The organism is Pantoea folii, from assembly GCF_056678875.1.
Window position 1 is genome coordinate 64714 of the sequence record NZ_JBWXON010000014.1, and the last position, 19163, is coordinate 83876.

Below are 19163 nucleotides of genomic sequence, written 5' to 3' on the forward strand. Positions count from 1 at the left end.
CTTAAATTTTGCTGAACCCGATCGTACGCAAATTCCAATATGGTCAGCATACCGTCACGCTGGAAACCGGCATGATGGCGCGCCAGGCCACTGCAGCAGTTATGGCGAGCATGGACGACACCGCGGTATTCGTGACTGTTGTTGGCCAGAAAAAAACCAAACCAGGTCAGGATTTCTTCCCGCTGACGGTTAACTATCAGGAGCGTACTTACGCTGCTGGTCGTATCCCGGGTAGCTTCTTCCGTCGTGAAGGCCGTCCAAGCGAAGGCGAAACCCTGATTTCTCGTCTGATTGACCGTCCAGTGCGTCCACTGTTCCCGGAAGGTTTCATCAACGAAGTGCAGGTGATTGCGACCGTTGTGTCTGTTAACCCACAGGTTAACCCGGACATTGTTGCGATGATCGGTGCTTCTGCTGCATTAGCGCTGTCTGGTCTGCCATTCAATGGCCCAATCGGTGCTGCACGTGTGGGTTATATCAATGACCAATACGTTCTGAACCCAACCGCTGATGAAATTAAAACTTCACGTCTGGACCTGGTGGTTGCAGGTACTCAGAACGCGGTTCTGATGGTTGAATCTGAAGCAGAAGTACTGACAGAAGACCAGATGCTGGGCGCGGTGGTGTTCGGCCACGATCAGCAGCAGGTTGTTATCGAAAACATCAACGCACTGGTTGCTGAAGCAGGCAAACCACGTTGGGACTGGCAGCCAGAGCCAGCGAACGATGCACTGATTGCACGTGTTGCTGCACTGGCAGAAGCCGGTATCGCTGATGCTTACCGCATCACGGATAAACAAGAGCGTTACACTCAGGTTGGCGCAGTTAAAGACGCGACTATTGCTGCCCTTCAGGCTGAAGACGAAACGCTGGATGCTGGCGAAATCGCTGACATCGTTCACGATCTCGAGAAGAGCGTCGTGCGTAGCCGTATCATCCGTGGTGAGCCACGTATCGATGGCCGCGAAAAAGATATGATCCGTGGTCTGGATGTACGTACTGGCGTGCTGCCACGTACTCACGGTTCTTCTCTGTTCACCCGTGGTGAAACGCAGGCACTGGTTACCGCAACACTGGGTACCGCCCGTGATGCGCAGAACCTGGATGAGCTGATGGGCGAGCGTACTGATAGCTTCCTGTTCCACTATAACTTCCCTCCATACTCAGTGGGCGAAACCGGCATGGTTGGTTCACCGAAGCGTCGTGAAATTGGTCACGGTCGTCTGGCGAAGCGTGGCGTGCTGGCAGTCATGCCGAAGCAGGAAGAGTTCCCGTACACCGTCCGTGTAGTGTCAGAAATCACCGAATCTAACGGTTCTTCTTCAATGGCTTCTGTGTGTGGTGCTTCTCTGGCACTGATGGACGCAGGCGTACCGATCAAAGCAGCCGTAGCCGGTATTGCGATGGGTCTGGTTAAAGAAGACGAAAACTTCGTGGTTCTGTCTGACATCCTGGGCGATGAAGATCACCTCGGCGATATGGACTTCAAAGTAGCGGGTAGCCGCGACGGTATCACTGCACTGCAGATGGATATCAAAATTGAAGGTATCACCCGTGAGATCATGCAGGTTGCACTGAATCAGGCTAAGGGCGCGCGTCTGCACATCCTGAGCGTGATGGAGCAGGCCATCAGCACCCCACGTCAGGAAATCTCTGAGTTCGCACCACGTATCTATACCATCAAGATCAGCTCAGACAAGATCAAAGATGTTATTGGTAAAGGCGGTTCTGTTATTCGTGCGCTGACCGAAGAAACCGGCACCACCATCGAAATCGAAGATGATGGCACCGTGAAAATCGCAGCAACCGACGGCAACAAAGCGAAGGAAGCGATTCGTCGTATCGAAGAGATCACCGCTGAAATCGAAGTGGGTCGTATCTACTCTGGTAAAGTGACGCGTATCGTTGATTTCGGTGCCTTCGTGGCCATCGGCGGCGGTAAAGAAGGTCTGGTCCATATCTCTCAGATCGCTGATAAGCGTGTTGAGAAAGTGACCGACTATCTGCAGATGGGTCAGGAAGTTCCAGTGAAAGTGATGGAAGTGGACCGTCAGGGCCGCGTACGCCTGAGCATCAAAGAAGCGACAGAGCAGAAACCAGCGGAAGAAACCCCTGCTGCAACGAATGCATCTGACGCCGAGTAAGCGTTTACTGATTGGCCTCTCCCTGCAATTTGGGGAGAGGTATTTGGATCATCGCGAGGGCGGGAATCCTTGTGCACAGCAGGCGGATGACAGGATGGTTATCCCAATGTTTGTATTCGGGAGTGGGAAATGAAGCCTTTTTTGCGCTGGTGTTTTGTTGCGACAGCTATCACGCTGGCAGGATGCAGCAACTCCAATTGGCGTAAGAACGAAGTTCTGGCAGTACCTTTGCAGCCCACACTGCAGCAAGAGGTGATCCTGGCGCGAATGGAACAAATTCTTGCCAGTCGTGCCCTGACCGATGATGAACGCGCACAGCTATTATATGAGCGCGGAGTGTTGTATGATAGTTTGGGTCTGAGGGCATTAGCGCGGAACGATTTCTCGCAAGCGCTGTCTATAAGACCGGATATGCCTGAGGTGTTTAACTACCTCGGTATATATTTAACGCAGGCAGGCAACTTTGATGCTGCCTATGAAGCGTTTGATTCTGTACTTGAGCTTGATCCAACTTACAACTATGCGCATTTAAACCGTGGTATCGCCCTCTATTACGGCGGTCGATACAAGTTAGCGCAAGATGATCTGCTGGCGTTTTATCAAGACGATCCTAACGATCCTTTCCGCAGCCTTTGGCTCTATCTCGTTGAAAGCGATATGGATGCCGACAAGGCCAAAGTCACGCTGAGAGAGCGACATGACAAAGCGGTCCGGGACCAATGGGGATGGAATATTGTCGAGTTCTACCTTGGCGACATCAGTGAAAAAACGCTGATGGAACGTCTCAAGGCGGACGCAACGGATAACACCTCGCTCGCTGAACATCTCAGTGAAACCAACTTCTATTTAGGTAAGTACTACCTAAGTCTGGGGGAGAAGGACGACGCGAAAGCGTTGTTCAAACTGGCGGTCGCTAACAATGTTAACAACTTTGTTGAGCACCGATACGCATTGTTGGAACTGGCGCAACTCGGCCAGACACAAGACGATTTATCAGAATCTGACCAGCAATAGCTGACGAACTTTTATTGCCTGAATACTTGTAAAGTCATCATCTTCGAGGTGAGGGCTTTTCTGTTCGTCAAAACTTCTAATTTGAGCCGGTTCACACTTTTTGATGAAAATGACTGAAAATTTTCACGACGAGTTATGTAGACTGGCCGCCGCAATCCAAGAGGCACGTGTACTACATGACTGATATTCAAACCACTTTTTCTGACCTTGGCCTGAACGCTGACATCCTCGAATCACTGACCGGTATGGGCTACGAAAAGCCATCCCCAATCCAGGCTGAGTGTATTCCTCACCTGCTGGCGGGCCGTGATGTGCTGGGTATGGCGCAGACCGGGAGTGGTAAAACAGCGGCATTCTCCCTGCCGTTACTGAACAACATTGATCCATCTGTCCGCGCACCACAGATCCTGGTGCTGGCTCCAACCCGTGAACTGGCTGTTCAGGTTGCTGAAGCCATGACGGAATTCTCTAAACACATGCGTGGCGTGAACGTGGTTGCCCTGTACGGCGGCCAGCGCTATGACGTTCAGCTGCGCGCACTGCGCCAGGGACCACAGGTTGTCGTAGGTACGCCTGGTCGTCTGCTGGATCACCTGAAACGCGGCACGTTAGATCTGTCTAACCTGCGCGGCCTGGTGCTGGACGAAGCTGATGAAATGCTGCGTATGGGCTTCATCGAAGACGTTGAAACCATCATGGCGCAGATCCCAGACGGTCATCAGACCGCGCTGTTCTCAGCGACCATGCCAGAAGCGATTCGTCGTATCACCAAACGCTTCATGAAAGATCCACAGGAAGTGCGCATTCAGTCAAGCCTGACCACGCGTCCTGACATTTCTCAGTCTTACTGGACCGCTTATGGCCGTAAAACTGACGCGCTGGTGCGTTTCCTGGAAGCGGAAGACTTTGATGCTGCCATCATCTTCGTGCGTACCAAAAACGCTACGCTGGAAGTGGCTGAAGCGCTGGAGCGCAGCGGCTATAACAGCGCAGCACTGAACGGTGACATGAACCAGGCTCTGCGTGAGCAGACACTGGAGCGCCTGAAAGATGGTCGTCTGGATATCCTGATCGCGACCGACGTTGCAGCACGTGGTCTGGACGTTGAGCGTATCAGCCTGGTTGTTAACTATGACATCCCAATGGATGCTGAGTCTTACGTTCACCGTATCGGTCGTACCGGTCGTGCGGGTCGTGCTGGCCGTGCGCTGCTGTTCGTTGAGAACCGCGAGCGTCGTCTGCTGCGTAACATCGAACGCACCATGAAGTTGACTATTCCAGAAGTTGAACTGCCAAATGCAGAACTGCTGAGCGAGCGCCGTCTGGCTAAATTCGCCGCCAAAGTACAGCTGCAGCTGGAAAGCAGCGATCTGGATATGTACCGTGCACTGCTGAGCAAAATGCAGCCGGGCGAAGATCTGGATCTCGAAACACTGGCCGCAGCACTGCTGAAAATGGCACAGGGCGAACGTCCACTGATTCTGCCACCAGAAGCACCACGCCCACCACGTCGTGAGTTCCGCGACCGCGATGATCGTCGCGATTCACGTGACTCACGTGGTCCACGCGAAAGCCGCGGTGACCGTGATGGCGCTCCACGTCGCGAACGTCGTGACGTTGGCGAAATGCAGCTGTACCGCATTGAAGTGGGCCGTGATGATGGTGTTGAAGTTCGTCATATCGTGGGCGCGATTGCTAACGAAGGCGACATCAGCAGCCGTTACATCGGTAACATCAAGCTGTTTGGTACGCACTCAACCATCGAGCTGCCTAAAGGTATGCCGGGCGAAGTTCTGCAGCACTTCACTCGCACGCGCATCCTGAACAAGCCGATGAACATGCAGTTGATGGGGGATGCTCCTGCGTTCGAGCGTAGTGAACGTCGTCCAGGCGGTCGTGATGGCGAGCGTCGTGGTAATGGCGCACCGCGTGGCGAAGGCGCACCGCGTCGTTTCTCTGAGCGTCGTGAAGGTGGCCGTGAAGGCGGACGCTTCAGCCGTGAAGGCGGTCGTGGCCCACGTCCAGAAGGTGCTTCTGCACCACGTCGTCGTGACGCGTAAGCACTAAACGCAAACAGTAAAAAGGGACGCCACGGCGTCCCTTTTTTATATTCGTAAAATAATGTTTACACGCCGCCGGCAATCAATACGCGCTCTCCACTCACGTAGGCTGACTCTTCTGATGCCAGAAACAGGGCAACCTGCGCCACATCTTCCGGCAGACCAAACCGTCCCAACGGCGTAGCAGCGATCAGCTTCGCTTTGACATCCGGATTCATCTTCTTCGCTGCCAGTAAACCTTCGGTCAGGATGATTCCTGGTGCCAGCGCATTGACGCGAATATTACGTGGCCCCAATTCACGAGCCAGGCCCTGCGTTAAGGCATTAATTGCCCCTTTGGTCGCTGCCCATAACACCGAGCCCGGTGTGCTGCGTTGGCTGTTAAGGGCGCTCAAGTTAATGATGGTGCCCCCGCGAGCCGGGAAATGTTTCGCCGCCTGCTGGCAGACCAGTAACGTGCCCAATACATTTACATTGAGCTGCTGCTGCATTTCACTGAGGCTGAGTTCGGCGAAATCGCCATGATGGAAAATACCGGCATTGTTGACCACGATATCCGGCGCGCCAAACTGCTCGATGCTGCGCGCGAATAAACGCTGCACATCGGCCTCGCGAGAGATATCTGCTTGTACCGCAATGGCATCGCTGCCCAGCTCGCAGATATCCGCAACCACATCTGCCGCACCCGCTTCATCCTGGCGGTAATTAACAATGACGCGAGCGCCGGCCGCCGCGAAAGTCATAGCAATGGCGGCGCCAATGCCTTTCGAGGCGCCCGTCACCAGCGCGATTTTGCCTTCAAGTGCTTTCATTGTGTCTCTCCACCTGAGAATTCGGGGAAGGGTAAGCATGCGCTGTCCATACAATTTTGCGGTAGCGCAATCCTGCAAGCTTTTTGCACAATCCTGCAAATGTGTTGTGCAGGGACTAGGCGTAACGCGAGCGAAAGGCGAGAATGCGGAGACAGTGATCACTCATCACGGAGTGCGCAACGCATGATTCATCAGGAACAGTGGCAGCAGTTGGTGGCGATGATCGCTCGCCATACCCCGGAAGATGGCCGCCACTTCAGCCCCATCGATTTTCTCTCTTTTGGCCGAAGCTCCAAACCCACGAGCCTGTCGCACATTGCCACCTGGGCCAGTTTTGCACTGGTGGCGCAAGGGCAAAAAGCATTGCGCATGGGTGAAGACGTGATGCATTACGGACCGGGCGATCTGCTGCTAGTGACGCTGGATATGCCGGTGCAATCCTGCGTGGTGCAGGCCACGCAGGAGAAACCGAATCTGGGCGTCGGGATCACCATCAATGAAACGCGCCTGATGCACTACCTCGAACATTTCCCGCTGCAGCAGATTGGCGCAACGGTAACCAATGAACGTGGGATTACGGTACACAAAGTGGCGCCGCCCCTGGTCGATGCCGTGATCCGCCTGATTGAGCTGTTGGATCAGCCCCAGGATATTCCGGCGCTGGCACCGTTAATTGAGCAAGAGATTTTCTATCGACTCCTTACCGGGCCGGAAGGACCCCGCATCCTCAACATGGCGTTGACGGAGCGGCCGGGCAACAAAGTGGCGCGCGCGGCACGCTGGCTACGTGAAAACTTTCATCAGCCGCTCAAGATGGATCAACTGGCCAGTAGCGTGGGCATGAGCATTTCGTCGCTGCACCATCACTTCAAATCGGTCACGGCCATGACACCAATGCAGTATCAAAAGCAGTTACGTCTTAACGAAGCGCGGCGTTTGATGTTGATTGATAAGTTAGATGCGGGAACCGCAGGGTATCGCGTGGGGTATCAGAGCGCTTCGCAGTTTAGCCGTGAATACAGCCGTTTTTACGGGCAATCGCCGGCTCGTGATGTGCGTATGGTGGCTGTGGGGCCAGAAGGATTGACCCCACAGCAGTAAACGTTACAGCGAGCGTGCCGCTTCCATCGCCAGTGCGAAGGAACGCAGACGGGCTTGCGGGTCGAAAATCTGGCCATTAACCATGATTTCATCGGCCTGCGTTTCGCGCATCAGCGCGGCTAATCCCTGACGCACTTTGTCGCTATCGCCGACAATCGACATGCTCAACGCCTGCTGGACACCGTACTGCTCCGATGGCGACCAGAGGTTATCCATGTTTTCGACAGGTGCAGGCAGCGGGCCCGGTTTGCCCCGGCGCAGATTAATAAATTGCTGCTGCATCGAGGTAAACAGGAAGCGCGCATCGCGTTCGCTATCCGCCGCGACCACGTTGACGCACACCATGGCATAAGGTTTCGCCAGACGCGCAGAAGGCTTGAATTTCTCACGATAGAGATGCAAAGCCTGGAACAACAGGTCCGGTGCAAAGTGGGAAGCAAAGGCGAACGGCAAGCCGAGCTGTGCAGCCAGTTGTGCGCTGTAGAGGCTGGAACCCAATAACCAGACTGGAATTTTTAAGCCTAAACCCGGTACCGGTTGTACCGGAGGATGTTCACCCTCTTCGGCATCAAACCAACGAATCAGTTCTGCTACATCTTCCGGGAAGCTATCCGCCTGGGCGCTGGAGAGATGGCGGCGCAGCGCGAGCATGGTGCGCTGGTCAGAACCTGGCGCACGGCCCAGCCCTAAATCAATACGGCCAGGGTATAAGGATTCGAGCGTGCCAAACTGTTCAGCGATCACCAGCGGTGCGTGGTTGGGCAGCATAATACCGCCAGAGCCGAGGCGCAGAGTTTCGGTATTCGCGGCCAGATAGCCAATCAACACGGAGGTTGCCGCACTGGCGATACCGGTCATGTTGTGGTGCTCAGCGAGCCAGTAACGATGGAAACCAAGGGCTTCAGATTGACGCGCCAGCGCCAGCGAATTGTGGAAAGCTTCGCGCGCAGCAGAACCTTGCGGGATAGGTGCAAGATCCAGCACGGACAGGCGAACGTTTTTTTTCTCAGACATGGGCACTCCAGATAATGATGGCGCAGGTGTTATCAGACCTGCGCCAGTCAGTATTACGCATCATTACCCATATTAAAACTGCTATTAACAGCAGGAATATAGCCGGAATGTGCCTTTACCGTCCGCCTTCAAGCACCATACCCGCCAAACGACGCCAGTAACCGTTGCATTCACTGCCGCGCGCCATCATCAGCGGCGCTTCACCGGCTTCGTTCGCACGGAAGCGAGCAACCTCTGTTAGCGTGGTTTCATCCTGCGGCGAGAGGCGTACGATGTCGATCCAGTTATGCATGCCGGCCAAATCGTTACCAAGGTTATAACAATAGCCGCTCATGGTCTGGATGCCATTCAACACAAACACCTGTTGGCCCTCCTGTGACAGCACGCGGCGACCAGTGGGATAGTGAATACAGCAAGTTTGACAGTCATCTTTGGCGCGATTTTCGGAACGGGCGGTAAAGCAGCGTGCCGACAGCGCCAGCGGCAGATGGCCATAGCCCAATACCTCCACTTCGAACTTGTCGCGCAGGCCTGCGGCATCGCACTGCTGCAACAGTTGAATCAGCCAGTCGCGCGACATCTCGACCGGTAAACACCAGCGCGTCATACCCTCTTTGAGCAGCAACTGTAGCGTTTGCGCGTTGTAGACGTTAAGCGTCGGCCCGGCGACAAACGGCAGCTTACGTTCGGCTGCCATGTTAACGGTGCCGATGTCGTTGGCTTCCAGCAAAAACTCACCGTTCTCCACATAGCGCCGCAGCTCTTTGACTTCCGAAGGCGACTGCAACAGCGCCAGCGTGCTGAGCACGACCTGTTTACCGTGTTGTGCCAGGTGGCGTGCTAATTCCATCCATTGCTGGAATGAGGTTGCACGACGTTTACTGCATACCGCTTCGCCGAGGTAGATGATGTCAGCAGAGCTGACGGCAGCCTGCTGATAAAAGCGTTCCAGCGTTTCCGTTGGCCAGTACCACAGCACCGGCCCGATGGCATATTTCATAGCATCTCCTCACTGCCAGCTGCGGTGATAGGCACCGAGCGTGGTCTGGCTACCTTCAGAAAGTTCGCCCAACGCGCGCATCCAGGGTTCCTGCACCGCGAATTGCTCGGGCGAGGCCATACAGCGATCAATCGCCTGGCGCCACACTTTTGCTACTTGCGCCACATAAGCCGGACTGCGCTGGCGGCCTTCAATTTTTACCGAAGCAATATTGGCGCGAAGCAACTCCGGCAACAGCGATAAGGTGTTCAGGCTGGTGGGTTCTTCCAGCACGTGATAGCGCTGGTCATCCACTTCATAGCGCCCTTTACACAGCGTGGGATAACCGGCGCTCTCATCGGCGCTGTAACGATCAATCAGCACTTCATTCAGGCGTGATTCCATCCCCAGCGGCGTTTGCTGCCAGCGCACGAATTTTGCCGGCGAGCAGGCACCCGCACTGTTGGGTGATTCCCCCGTCAGCCAGGAGGAGAGATAGCAACGGCCTTCCGCCATAATGCACAGGCTGCCAAAGGCAAAGACTTCCAGCGGCACCGGTGTTTCACGCGCCAGCTGTTTAACCTGATGCATCGACAGTACGCGCGGCAACACCACGCGGCTGAGATCAAAATGGCGATGGTAAAAGTGGATGGCCTGCAAATTTGTCGCCGAAGCTTGCACGGAAAGATGGCGTTCCACCTGCGGATAACGCTGCGCGGCATACTCCAGTGTAGCGATATCGGCGAGAATCAAGGCATCTGCGCCGTTCTGCGCCGCCACATCAATGGCCGTTTGCCAGCGATTCATCCCATCAGGATGGGCAAAGGTATTGATGGCCACGTGCAGCTTGCGGCGATGCTGGTGCAGGAAGCGCGCCGCTTCTGCCAGCTTCTTGTCAGTAAAATTAAGGCCAGCAAAGTGGCGGGCATTGGTGTCATCTTTCAAACCGACATACACCGCATCCGCGCCATGCTCCACCGCCGATTTCAGCGCAGGTAAATTCCCCGCTGGACACAGCAGTTCCATACATTTCCTCCCCCGAATTCCGAAGCGTTAAAGTGTAGGGAAGGCGACAGGCGTGAATGTTGATTTGAGGCAGTGAAAGCGTCAGTCAGCATGCAGAGTGAAGATTATTTAATCAATTGTTCCGCAATTTCCTTGATCTCAGTGGAGGCGAGGGCGCCTGGATGTGGCAATATAGGTAAAATTTTCTGAAGGGATTGTTGATGATGTTTTCGCGCTTACGCGGCCTGATGGTGAAAAAAGGCCCAGAATTCCTTGCCTTACCTATTTCATTCACCCCATTCCCTGTAAAAAAAGTGGTTTTGCAACAACTCTTAAACTGGCAATTTCGTCATGCTTTGTCTGAAGGTGAGTTAGACTTTCTGGAAGGGCGCTTTCTTGGGATTGAGATTGCAGATGTGAATCTGCGCTGGATCACCACCTTGCAGAATGGACGCCTGACCGTTTCACGCGACGCCGAGGCAGATGTCTGGTTCCGCGGTGAAGCCAACGACTTGTTGCTGGTGGCAGCACGCAAAGCAGACCCCGATATGTTGTTCTTCCAACGCCGTCTGGTGATTGAGGGCGACACGGAGCTGGGTTTGGAGGTGAAGAATTTGATGGATGCCATTGAACTGGAGGCCATGCCCACGTCTTTGCGCACGGGGTTGCAGCAGCTGGCTGCCTTTGTTGAGGCAGGAATGAAACAGGACGCGGAGGCCGCTGAGGCGCGCGCGGGGATCTCATGTTGATTCGTACTGAAATTGGTGTGGATGCGGCGGGCATCGACAGCTTATTGAAGCGTAGTTTTGCGACCTCCGCCGAGGCTGAACTGGTGCAGCAGCTGCGTGAAGATGGTTTATTAACGCTAGGTGTAGTGGCCACGGATGATGAAGGGCAGGTATTAGGTTATGCCGCCTTTAGCCCGGTGACCTTACAAGGTGAAGACCGCAATTGGGTGGCGCTGGCGCCTCTGGCGGTGGATGAATCCGTGCGCAAGCAGGGCATTGCCAAACAGCTGGTGTATGAAGGGCTCGATTCCCTGAACGAGTTCAGCTACAGCGCGGTGGTGGTCTTGGGCGATCCCGAATTCTACAACCCGTTGGGCTTCGAACCGGCGGCACGTCACGGCTTACACTGTCGCTGGCTGGGCAGTGAAGCGGCATTTCAGGTGTATAAATTAGCGGATGATGCATTTACGGGCGCAGAAGGATTAATCGCTTTCTCCGAACCTTTTAATCGTTTCGATTAAACCACGCATTCAGGCATGAAGGCTGCTGCGATACCAGCAGCAGCTTTTGCGTGCGGCTGAGTTGCTTCACCTGATACTCCAGACGAGAAGCGGCTGATCGGTCGCCTGCATCGCAATTAAACACCAGCGTCAGCGGACCTTTGCCACGCAATGCGCGCGCACCTTTCCCGGATTGATGCTGCTGCAGGCGGCGATGAACATCTGTGGTAATGCCTGTATAAAGCATCCCGGCGGCGGTTTGCAGCATATAGAGCTGCCAGCCCTGTTGCATATGACTTTTCCTGTTCAATGGCTGTTGGGCAGTGTAGCGCGCTTAGGCTAGCCTCGCTATCTGCCACATGGAGTTGCATTGTGTCTGACCATTCTCATCTTATTCGTTTTCTTAAAAAACAGCGTGCCCTGTCATTGTGCGCCAGTCATGGCGACGATCTGTGGTGTGCCAACTGCTTTTACGTGCTGGATGAAACACGAATGGCGTTTTGGTTGATGACCGAACCCGATACGCGACACGGCACCCTTATGCAAGCTAATCCGCGCGTGGCGGGGACGGTTAACGGCCAGCCGAAAACCGTGTTGCTAATCAAAGGCGTGCAGTACAGTGGCCGTATTCAGCAGCTTACTGGTGAGCGTGAAGCGCAGGCGCGGCATGCCTACCAGAAACGTTATCCGATTGCCCGCAAGGTTCAGGCACCCTTGTGGGAGATTATGTTGGATGAGCTGAAGATGACTGACAACGCGCTGGGCTTCGGCAAAAAAATCCTTTGGCAGCGCGATAAAACCGGCGAAAGTTAATTTTCCGCGCCCGATCAAACTTACGCTAACTTTGAGTAGCAGATTCCAATAACCTGAATAACACTATGGATTAACCGCCTCACTTCCCGGTGCGGCATTCGTTATTCTGTAGAATACGGAATCTGCTATGACCCAACTTGCATCTTCTGCACCAGCGGCGCGCTTCGCATGGTGGAAACCCTTGCTGTTCCTCGCCGTCGTCGTCATTGGCCTGTGGTACGTCAAATGGCAGCCCTATTACGGCAAAGCCTTCACAGCGGCTGAAACCCATTCAATCGGCAAATCCATTTTGGCGAATGCCGCGGATTCACCGTGGCGCGCGGCGCTGGATTACGCGATGGTTTACTTCCTCGCCGTCTGGAAAGCCGCAGTGCTGGGTGTGATTTTGGGATCGCTGGTACAGGTGCTTATTCCGCGCAACTGGTTGCTTCGCTTAATGGGCAACTCGCGGTTTGGATCGACGCTGATCGGCACCGGTTTAGGCTTGCCGGGCATGATGTGCACCTGTTGTGCCGCGCCAGTGGCGGCGGGGTTGCGTCAGTCGCAGGTGTCGAGCGGGGCGGCGATGGCCTTTTGGCTGGCCAATCCGCTATTAAATCCCGCCACGTTAATCTTTATGGGATTTGTGCTGGGTTGGCACTTCGCGGCGATTCGGCTTGTGGCGGGCGTGATCATGGTGCCAGGCATTGCATCGCTGGTGCAGCGTAGCGTGCCAGAACAAACCATTGCCGCGCCCATGGTGATGGCTGCCGACAGCGAGCAGCCGTTTCTGACTCGCTGGCTGCGCGTGATGTGGCGGCTGTTCTGGAACACCATCCCGCTGTATATCGTTGCCGTGCTGTTATTGGGTGCTGCGCGAGTCTGGCTGTTCCCGCATGCCGATGGCGCAGTGGGCAACACGCTGTTTTGGGTGATGCTGATGGCGATAGCGGGCTGTTTGTTTGTCATTCCCACCGCTGCAGAAATCCCGATTGTGCAGACCATGATGCTGGCGGGCATGGGTATCGCGCCTGCGCTGGCGCTGCTGGTAACCTTACCCGCCGTGAGTGTGCCATCGCTACTGATGCTGCACCGTGCCTTCCCGGCGCGCGCCCTTTGGATCGCGCTGATTGGCGTGGCGCTCAGCGGTATGATCCTCGGTACGATCGCCCTGTGGCTGTCGTAAATACCAGATCTTCTGATTGCGGCTGCCGCGCCATAGCAGCCGCGCATCTTTCTCCGCTTCCACAAACCGGCCATCGATCAGCACATCAATTTCAGCCACCACTTCACGCTGCGCTGCGCTCAGTTCCGCCATTTCATAGCCGGTCCACAGCCAGATATCTTTGTCCGGGCATTCACGCCGCACGCGTTTCACCAGACGACGGATGTGCGGCACATTGTGCGGATGCAGGGGATCGCCGCCGCTGAGCGACAACCCCTGGCGCGGAATGCGCTGATCCTTGAGATCGGCAATCAGCTGCTCCTCCATCTCCAACGTGAACGGTACGCCGGAATCGAGCCGCCAGGTACTTTGGTTATAGCAGCCACGGCACTGATGTTCACAACCCGAGACAAACAACGTGCAGCGGGTGCCCGGCCCGTTGACGATATCGACGGCGTAATAGCGATGAAAACGCATCATCCCAGCTGTCCGGTATCCAGATGTTTGACGCGGCGCTGTACCTCTTCCTGCTTACCGGCATTGAACGGCCGCGCATCAGGGCTGCCCAGATAGCCACAAACACGGCGCGTGACGGAAACCCGTGCCGGATCGTGGTTACCACAGCACGGACAGGTAAAGCCTTTGCTGGTGCAACTGAATTCACCCGTAAAGCCGCATTCGTAGCACTCATCGATGGGCGTATTGGTGCCGTAATAGGGCACGCGGTGATAGCTGTAATCCCACACATCCTCCAGCGCCTTGAGGTTGTGTTGAATATTGGGGTATTCGCCGTAACAGATGAAGCCGCCATTGGCGATGGCGGGATAGGGCGCTTCAAAATCGATCTTGTCGTAGGGATTTACTTTCTTTTCGACGTCGAGGTGGAAGCTGTTGGTGTAATAACCTTTGTCGGTGACGCCCGGCACCACACCAAATTCGGCGGCATCGAGCCGGCAGAAGCGATCACACAGGTTTTCGCTCGGCGTGCTGTACAGGCTAAAACCGTAGCCGGTCTCGTCTTTCCACGCATCCACAGCAGCACGCAGTCGCTGCACAATCGCCACACCTTTTTCCCGCAGGTGCTGCGCATCATACGGATGGACTTCATTGCCGCTCAGCGCGTTCAGCGTTTCATGCAGGCCGATGTAGCCGAGCGAGATCGAAGCACGGCCGTTGCGGAAAATCGCGCCGACTTCGTCATCAGCGTTCAAACGTACGCCACACGCGCCCTCCATGTAGAGAATCGGCGCTACGCGTGCTTTGGTTTTCTCCAGCCGGGCGATGCGCGTCATCAATGCCCGTTTAGCCAGTTCAAGCCGTTCATCCAGCAGCAGCCAGAAATGAGCTTCATTGCCTTTGGCTTCCAGTGCAATGCGCGGCAGGTTCAGGCTTATCACCCCAATATTGTTTCGCCCTTCGTGAATCTGCTTACCGTTTTCCTCATACACGCCGAGGAAGCTGCGGCAGCCCATCGGGGTTTTGAACGAACCGGTGACTTCCACCACCTTGTCGTAATTGAGAATGTCGGGATACATGCGCTTGCTGGCACACTCCAGCGCCAGCTGTTTGATGTCGTAGTTAAAATCACCGGGACGACGATTCACCCCTTCGCGGATGGCAAACACCAATTTCGGGAACACCGCGGTTTTATGGTTTTTCCCCAACCCTGCGATGCGATTACGCAGAATCGACTGCTGAATCAGGCGCGCGGCCCAATCGGTGCCGAGACCAAAGCCAAAGGTGACAAACGGCGTCTGCCCGTTGGCAGTGTGCAGCGTGTTGACCTCATATTCGAGAGACTGGAATGCGTCATAACACTCTTTCTCGGTGCGCACGCGCGCATAGGCTTCCGCATCCGGGATCTGCCACTGCTGTGCCACGGAGCGATGTTTCTCCAGACTAAGCGTCACAAACGGCGCCAGCACTTCATCAATGCGGTTGATGGTGGTACCACCGTAAATATGGCTGGCGACCTGCGCAATAATTTGTGCTGTCACCGCCGTCGCGGTGGCAATGGATTTTGGCGGCTCGATTTCGGCGTTGCCCATCTTGAAGCCGTTGTTCAACATGCCCTGAAGATCGATCAACATGCAGTTAAACATCGGGAAAAATGGCGAATAGTCGAGGTCGTGGTAATGAATCTCGCCGCGCTCATGCGCCAGAACCACATCACGCGGCAGCAGCTGCTGCTGGGCATAATGTTTGGCAACGATGCCTGCCAGCAAATCGCGCTGGGTGGGGATCACTTTGCTGTCTTTGTTGGCGTTTTCGTTGAGCAGCGCGGCATTGGTTTGTTCAACCAGGCCGCGAATGGCGTGATGCAGTTTGCCACGCTGTTCACGGGCTAAATCACGGTCATGGCGATATTCGATATACGCGCGCGCTAGCTGCGGCCAGCGTCCGGCCATCAGCGTCTCTTCCACTGCGCACTGAATGTCACGGATATCGACCTCAATGCGATCGGACAATCGCTGGCTCACTTGCTCTGCGACTTGTGTACACCAACTCGCATCATCAATCTGAGCAGCTTGCGCCGCCGCCTGAACCGCTAGCGCAATACGCTGCGCTTCAAACGGCACTTTACAGCCGTCTCGCTTAATCACCACCGCCGCCATTTTCTCTCCGTGAAACTATATGTAGATATTTGTGCAGAGTGTAATCGCAATATGTGGTGTTTTGGCTGAAATTAATTGCGTTGTTTTTGACCTGCCGCAAAGAAGACATAACGAAGATTGAAAGCCGCACAATGGTAAAGCGGACTAAACTTCAAAAGTTTTAAGCAGACCAAACTTCGAACTTTTACAACTTGATTTGCGATGCGAAGCAGGTTTAATGATTTTTTTTTGCCTATTTTTGGCCCGTCATTTAATTACAAGGATGCCTTACATGCCTCTGCAACGAACGCTGCTCGCCTGTTGTTTATCCCTGACTTTTTCCGCTGTTGCCGCCCCCGCCTCTGATCTGCCTTTAATGCCCTGGCCGCAAAAAGTGGTGCAGCCTGCCAGCGGCGGCGCATTGACGCTGACACCGCAATTCACGCTGCATATTACGGGCGATCATCTGGAGGGGGCTGAAGCGCGCTGGCGTGCACGTATTTCACGTCAAACCGGTTGGCCGCTGCTGCCCGCCAGTGCGCCGAGCGGCCAGGCCACCATTCAGGTACAAATTGCCCAGGCAGTGGATCCCCTGCCACAGCCGGACAGCGATGAGAGCTATCATCTTGAGGTCAACAGCGGCGGCGTGACGCTAAAAGCCAACACGCGTTTCGGTGCGATGCGCGGCATGGAGACCCTGCTGCAGTTGATTGAGAATAATGAGACGGGAACGCAGATCCCCTACGTCATCATTGACGATAAACCACGCTTCCCGTGGCGCGGGGTGCTGATCGATTCGGCACGCCACTTCCTGCCGATTGAAACGGTGAAGCGGCAGATCGACGGTATCGCCGCAGCGCGAATGAACGTATTCCACTGGCATCTGACCGATGATCAGGGCTGGAGATTTGCCTCCAGCCACTATCCGCAGTTGCAGGAGAAGGCCAGCGACGGCCTTTACTACACGCAGCAACAGATGCGTGATGTGGTGCGTTATGCCACCCAGCGCGGCGTGCGCGTGGTGCCGGAAATTGATGTGCCGGGGCACGCCTCGGCAATCGCGGTGGCGATGCCAGAACTGCTCAGCGCGCCGGGCCCGTACCAGATGGAACGCGGCTGGGGCGTGTTTAAACCGCTGCTCGATCCCAGCAACGAAGCGGTCTTCACCTTCATCGATACGCTAATGGGCGAGGTTACGGCGATCTTCCCCGATCCTTATATCCATATCGGCGGCGATGAAGTGGATCCGACCCAATGGAATGACTCGCCGAAAATTCAGCAGTTTATGCGTGACCATGGTCTGAAAGACACGCACGCATTACAGGCGTGGTTCAATCAGCGGGTGGAGAAGATCCTGGAAGCGCATCAACGTCGCATGATTGGCTGGGATGAGGTTTACCATCCGGATCTGCCGAAAAGCATTTTGATCCAGTCCTGGCAGGGACAGGATGCGTTAGGTGAGGTGGCGAAGCACGATTTCCGTGGCATTCTCTCAACCGGTTTCTATCTCGATCAACCGCAAACCGCAGCCTACCACTACCGCAACGAGCCCTGGCCGCAGGGACTCCAGGGTCAGGATCAGATTCAAGCCGACGAGCAAGCGCAGAGCTGGCAGTTCACCATGCCGCGTTTGAAGGGCAGCCCGGTCAAAGGCAGTTTCACTCTGGTGGAAGCTAAAAGCGGCTGGCGTGGCTTTATTGATTTCAGCGGCAAAGCGCGGCGTATGGTGAGTGATATTCGCTGGCTGTCGCCCACGCAGCTGACCTTTAGCGTCGATACCTGGATGGGGCCGGTTCAGCCAATGGTCACTCTGACGCAGGACAAACTGATCGGTTACATGCTGGTGGGCAATGTGCGCTATCCCGCTGAGGGCAGCAAGCTGGCACAGGTGCCGACCGGTATTCAGCCTTCAGTGCCAACGCCTGAGCAAATGCAAAACAACCTGATTGGCGGTGAAGCAGCGCTGTGGGCGGAAAACGTCAACAGCCGGGTAATTGATACGCGTTTATGGCCGCGTGCCTTTGTGGTGGCTGAGCGTCTGTGGTCGGCGAAGGATGTCACCGACAGCGACAACATGTACCAACGCTTAAACGCGGTGGATCGCTGGGGCACGGTGTCGGTGGGATTACAGCAGCATCAGCAGGCGGAGGTGCAGATGATGCGACTGGCCAACACCAGCGATATCACGCCGCTGCGCGTGCTGGCGGAGGTGCTGGAACCGGCGCAGTATTACACGCGTCAGCACCTGAAATTCCAGGCAGGGCACTATGACTATTTCGAGCCGCTCAATCGTCTGGCGGATGTACTGCCTGCCGAAAGCGAACCGGTGCGGTTACTGGATAAACAAGTCGATGCACTGATCGCCAACCGTGAGGATCGCATGGCGGCCAACGTTATTCGTCAGCAGTTACAGCGCTGGCAGAACAACAGTGACGCGGTGATGCCGCTGATTCTGAGCAGCTATCAGCTCAAGCCGCTGCAGCAGCAGGTTCAGCAGGTGGCGCAACTGAGCCGCATGGGCATCGATTTGGTCAATGCGATGCAGCGTAATCAGGCATACGGTGCCAGCGAAGTGGCTGAGATGCGCGCCAAACTGGACGCTGCGGCAGAAGTGCAGGATGAAACGGTGCTGGCGCTGGTCAGGCCGCTGGAGAAGTTGTTGAGGTCGTCTAAATAAACGGATGCGCGACCAATCACGCCGCTACGAGAGGATGGCACACCATGGAATTACGTCGCTACGGGGGTGAAGAGCACGCCATGCATTGATGTCGCTAAGGTGATGTTCTAACACACTCATCGCGCCGCTACAGTTGAGCACAAATTTGTAGCGGCGCAATTTATTGCGCATTGCTTTACTTAACGACGTACGGCAATGGCCTCAATCTCGATCTTCACATCTTTCGGCAGACGCGCGACTTCCACACAAGAACGTGCCGGGAAGCTGGCGTTGTGCTCGGTAAAGAAGGCTTCGTAAGTAGCGTTAACGGTGGCGAAGTCGTTCAAATCTTTCACGAACACGGTGGTTTTCACAATGTCGCCCACTTTCAGGCCAGCGGCTTCCACGATCGCCTTCACGTTCTCCAGTGACTGACGCGCCTGCGCAGACACATCATCTGCCACGGCACCGGTCGCCGGATCAACAGGGATCTGGCCTGAAGTGATGATCATGCTGCCGAGATCCACGCCCTGCACATAAGGGCCAATTGCTGCGGGTGCTTTTTCTGTGCTGATTTCGCGAGACATTGTTTCTCCTTA

General features: G+C 55.3%; 17 protein-coding genes and 1 pseudogene. 10 read left to right on the forward strand and 8 right to left on the reverse strand.

Features of this window, described 5'->3' with window-relative positions:
- Window positions 1-8: 8 nt before the first annotated feature.
- The 4 genes from pnp to AC1MDE_RS16610 all read left to right on the forward strand — a co-directional run bounded on the left by pnp (window position 9) and on the right by AC1MDE_RS16610 (window position 5218).
- Entirely contained in the window at window positions 9-2144 is a 2136-nt protein-coding gene (pnp, locus tag AC1MDE_RS16595; protein ID WP_097118208.1) for a polyribonucleotide nucleotidyltransferase, read from the forward strand.
- Window positions 2145-2273: 129 nt separating this feature from the next.
- Entirely contained in the window at window positions 2274-3158 is an 885-nt protein-coding gene (gene nlpI, locus AC1MDE_RS16600; protein ID WP_479401205.1) for a lipoprotein NlpI, read from the forward strand.
- A 109-nt stretch (window positions 3159-3267) separates the two neighbouring features.
- Window positions 3268-3342, forward strand: coding sequence for a protein YrbN (yrbN, locus tag AC1MDE_RS16605; RefSeq protein WP_480344885.1), 75 nt, complete (start codon window positions 3268-3270; stop codon window positions 3340-3342).
- A complete protein-coding gene (locus AC1MDE_RS16610) occupies window positions 3335-5218 on the forward strand; it encodes a DEAD/DEAH family ATP-dependent RNA helicase (protein WP_058959445.1) in 1884 nt (627 codons plus the stop codon). Before yrbN ends, AC1MDE_RS16610 begins: the two co-directional genes overlap by 8 nt.
- A 65-nt stretch (window positions 5219-5283) precedes the next feature.
- On the opposite strand, the gene AC1MDE_RS16615 is transcribed toward AC1MDE_RS16610, so the two are convergent.
- On the reverse strand, window positions 5284-6030 hold the full coding sequence (locus AC1MDE_RS16615) for an SDR family NAD(P)-dependent oxidoreductase (RefSeq protein ID WP_479402873.1): 747 nt from the start codon (window positions 6028-6030) through the stop codon (window positions 5284-5286).
- A gap of 183 nt (window positions 6031-6213) precedes the next feature.
- Here AC1MDE_RS16615 and AC1MDE_RS16620 point away from each other — a divergent pair, with 183 nt between their 5' ends.
- Window positions 6214-7131: an AraC family transcriptional regulator gene (locus AC1MDE_RS16620; RefSeq protein WP_058959443.1), complete on the forward strand. Its 918-nt coding sequence runs from the start codon at window positions 6214-6216 to the stop codon at window positions 7129-7131.
- Window positions 7132-7134: 3 nt separating this feature from the next.
- Here AC1MDE_RS16620 and AC1MDE_RS16625 read toward each other — a convergent pair whose 3' ends face one another.
- The 3 genes from AC1MDE_RS16625 to ubiU form a co-directional block, all read right to left on the reverse strand.
- A complete protein-coding gene (locus AC1MDE_RS16625) occupies window positions 7135-8145 on the reverse strand; it encodes a luciferase-like monooxygenase (protein WP_034826498.1) in 1011 nt (336 codons plus the stop codon).
- Window positions 8146-8260: 115 nt separating this feature from the next.
- On the reverse strand, window positions 8261-9145 hold the full coding sequence (locus AC1MDE_RS16630) for a U32 family peptidase (RefSeq protein WP_479402872.1): 885 nt from the start codon (window positions 9143-9145) through the stop codon (window positions 8261-8263).
- 9 nt (window positions 9146-9154) lie between these two features.
- A complete protein-coding gene (gene ubiU / locus AC1MDE_RS16635) occupies window positions 9155-10150 on the reverse strand; it encodes a ubiquinone anaerobic biosynthesis protein UbiU (protein ID WP_097118213.1) in 996 nt (331 codons plus the stop codon).
- 203 nt (window positions 10151-10353) lie between these two features.
- On the opposite strand from ubiU, the gene ubiT reads away from it, so the two are divergent.
- Entirely contained in the window at window positions 10354-10878 is a 525-nt protein-coding gene (ubiT, locus tag AC1MDE_RS16640) for a ubiquinone anaerobic biosynthesis accessory factor UbiT (protein WP_058959461.1), read from the forward strand.
- Window positions 10872-11378 (forward strand): GNAT family N-acetyltransferase, encoded by a 507-nt coding sequence (locus tag AC1MDE_RS16645; protein WP_034826492.1) that lies wholly within the window; start codon window positions 10872-10874, stop codon window positions 11376-11378. Before ubiT ends, AC1MDE_RS16645 begins: the two co-directional genes overlap by 7 nt.
- Here the strand turns inward: AC1MDE_RS16645 and AC1MDE_RS16650 are convergent.
- Window positions 11362-11649 carry a GIY-YIG nuclease family protein gene (locus AC1MDE_RS16650; protein WP_058959440.1) on the reverse strand — a complete coding sequence of 96 codons (288 nt, stop codon included), beginning with the start codon at window positions 11647-11649 and terminating at the stop codon, window positions 11362-11364. The two genes, AC1MDE_RS16645 and AC1MDE_RS16650, sit on opposite strands and share 17 nt — an antisense overlap.
- Before the next feature lie 80 nt (window positions 11650-11729).
- On the opposite strand from AC1MDE_RS16650, the gene AC1MDE_RS16655 reads away from it, so the two are divergent.
- Both AC1MDE_RS16655 and AC1MDE_RS16660 read left to right on the forward strand, forming a co-directional pair.
- On the forward strand, window positions 11730-12170 hold the full coding sequence (locus tag AC1MDE_RS16655; protein WP_058959439.1) for a YhbP family protein: 441 nt from the start codon (window positions 11730-11732) through the stop codon (window positions 12168-12170).
- Window positions 12171-12297: 127 nt separating this feature from the next.
- Window positions 12298-13335, forward strand: coding sequence for a permease (locus tag AC1MDE_RS16660; protein ID WP_058959438.1), 1038 nt, complete (start codon window positions 12298-12300; stop codon window positions 13333-13335).
- Here AC1MDE_RS16660 and nrdG read toward each other — a convergent pair.
- Together nrdG and nrdD are read right to left on the reverse strand one after the other, a co-directional pair.
- Window positions 13330-13794 (reverse strand): annotated as a pseudogene (gene nrdG, locus AC1MDE_RS16665) (anaerobic ribonucleoside-triphosphate reductase-activating protein); the annotation flags it as partial. The gene AC1MDE_RS16660 and the pseudogene nrdG overlap by 6 nt on opposite strands.
- Window positions 13791-15929 carry an anaerobic ribonucleoside-triphosphate reductase gene (gene nrdD / locus AC1MDE_RS16670; protein ID WP_479401203.1) on the reverse strand — a complete coding sequence of 713 codons (2139 nt, stop codon included), beginning with the start codon at window positions 15927-15929 and terminating at the stop codon, window positions 13791-13793. The gene nrdD and the pseudogene nrdG, both read right to left, overlap by 4 nt.
- A 271-nt stretch (window positions 15930-16200) precedes the next feature.
- On the opposite strand from nrdD, the gene AC1MDE_RS16675 reads away from it, so the two are divergent.
- On the forward strand, window positions 16201-18585 hold the full coding sequence (locus AC1MDE_RS16675; RefSeq protein ID WP_058959435.1) for a beta-N-acetylhexosaminidase: 2385 nt from the start codon (window positions 16201-16203) through the stop codon (window positions 18583-18585).
- 179 nt (window positions 18586-18764) lie between these two features.
- Here AC1MDE_RS16675 and ridA read toward each other — a convergent pair whose 3' ends face one another.
- Window positions 18765-19151, reverse strand: a complete 387-nt coding sequence (gene ridA / locus AC1MDE_RS16680) for a 2-iminobutanoate/2-iminopropanoate deaminase (protein ID WP_034826478.1) — start codon at window positions 19149-19151, stop codon at window positions 18765-18767.
- Window positions 19152-19163: the final 12 nt, after the last annotated feature.

Coding starts and splice junctions, on each gene's coding strand:
- AC1MDE_RS16645 (WP_034826492.1), top strand. CDS start 10,872: ATGTTGATTCGTACTGAAATTGGTGTGGATGCGGCGGGCATCGACAGC.
- AC1MDE_RS16630 (WP_479402872.1), bottom strand. CDS start 9,145: ATGAAATATGCCATCGGGCCGGTGCTGTGGTACTGGCCAACGGAAACG.
- AC1MDE_RS16615 (WP_479402873.1), bottom strand. CDS start 6,030: ATGAAAGCACTTGAAGGCAAAATCGCGCTGGTGACGGGCGCCTCGAAA.
- ubiT (WP_058959461.1), top strand. CDS start 10,354: ATGTTTTCGCGCTTACGCGGCCTGATGGTGAAAAAAGGCCCAGAATTC.
- AC1MDE_RS16660 (WP_058959438.1), top strand. CDS start 12,298: ATGACCCAACTTGCATCTTCTGCACCAGCGGCGCGCTTCGCATGGTGG.
- AC1MDE_RS16625 (WP_034826498.1), bottom strand. CDS start 8,145: ATGTCTGAGAAAAAAAACGTTCGCCTGTCCGTGCTGGATCTTGCACCT.
- ubiU (WP_097118213.1), bottom strand. CDS start 10,150: ATGGAACTGCTGTGTCCAGCGGGGAATTTACCTGCGCTGAAATCGGCG.
- AC1MDE_RS16675 (WP_058959435.1), top strand. CDS start 16,201: ATGCCTCTGCAACGAACGCTGCTCGCCTGTTGTTTATCCCTGACTTTT.
- nrdD (WP_479401203.1), bottom strand. CDS start 15,929: ATGGCGGCGGTGGTGATTAAGCGAGACGGCTGTAAAGTGCCGTTTGAA.
- ridA (WP_034826478.1), bottom strand. CDS start 19,151: ATGTCTCGCGAAATCAGCACAGAAAAAGCACCCGCAGCAATTGGCCCT.
- AC1MDE_RS16610 (WP_058959445.1), top strand. CDS start 3,335: ATGACTGATATTCAAACCACTTTTTCTGACCTTGGCCTGAACGCTGAC.
- AC1MDE_RS16650 (WP_058959440.1), bottom strand. CDS start 11,649: ATGCAACAGGGCTGGCAGCTCTATATGCTGCAAACCGCCGCCGGGATG.
- AC1MDE_RS16620 (WP_058959443.1), top strand. CDS start 6,214: ATGATTCATCAGGAACAGTGGCAGCAGTTGGTGGCGATGATCGCTCGC.
- nlpI (WP_479401205.1), top strand. CDS start 2,274: ATGAAGCCTTTTTTGCGCTGGTGTTTTGTTGCGACAGCTATCACGCTG.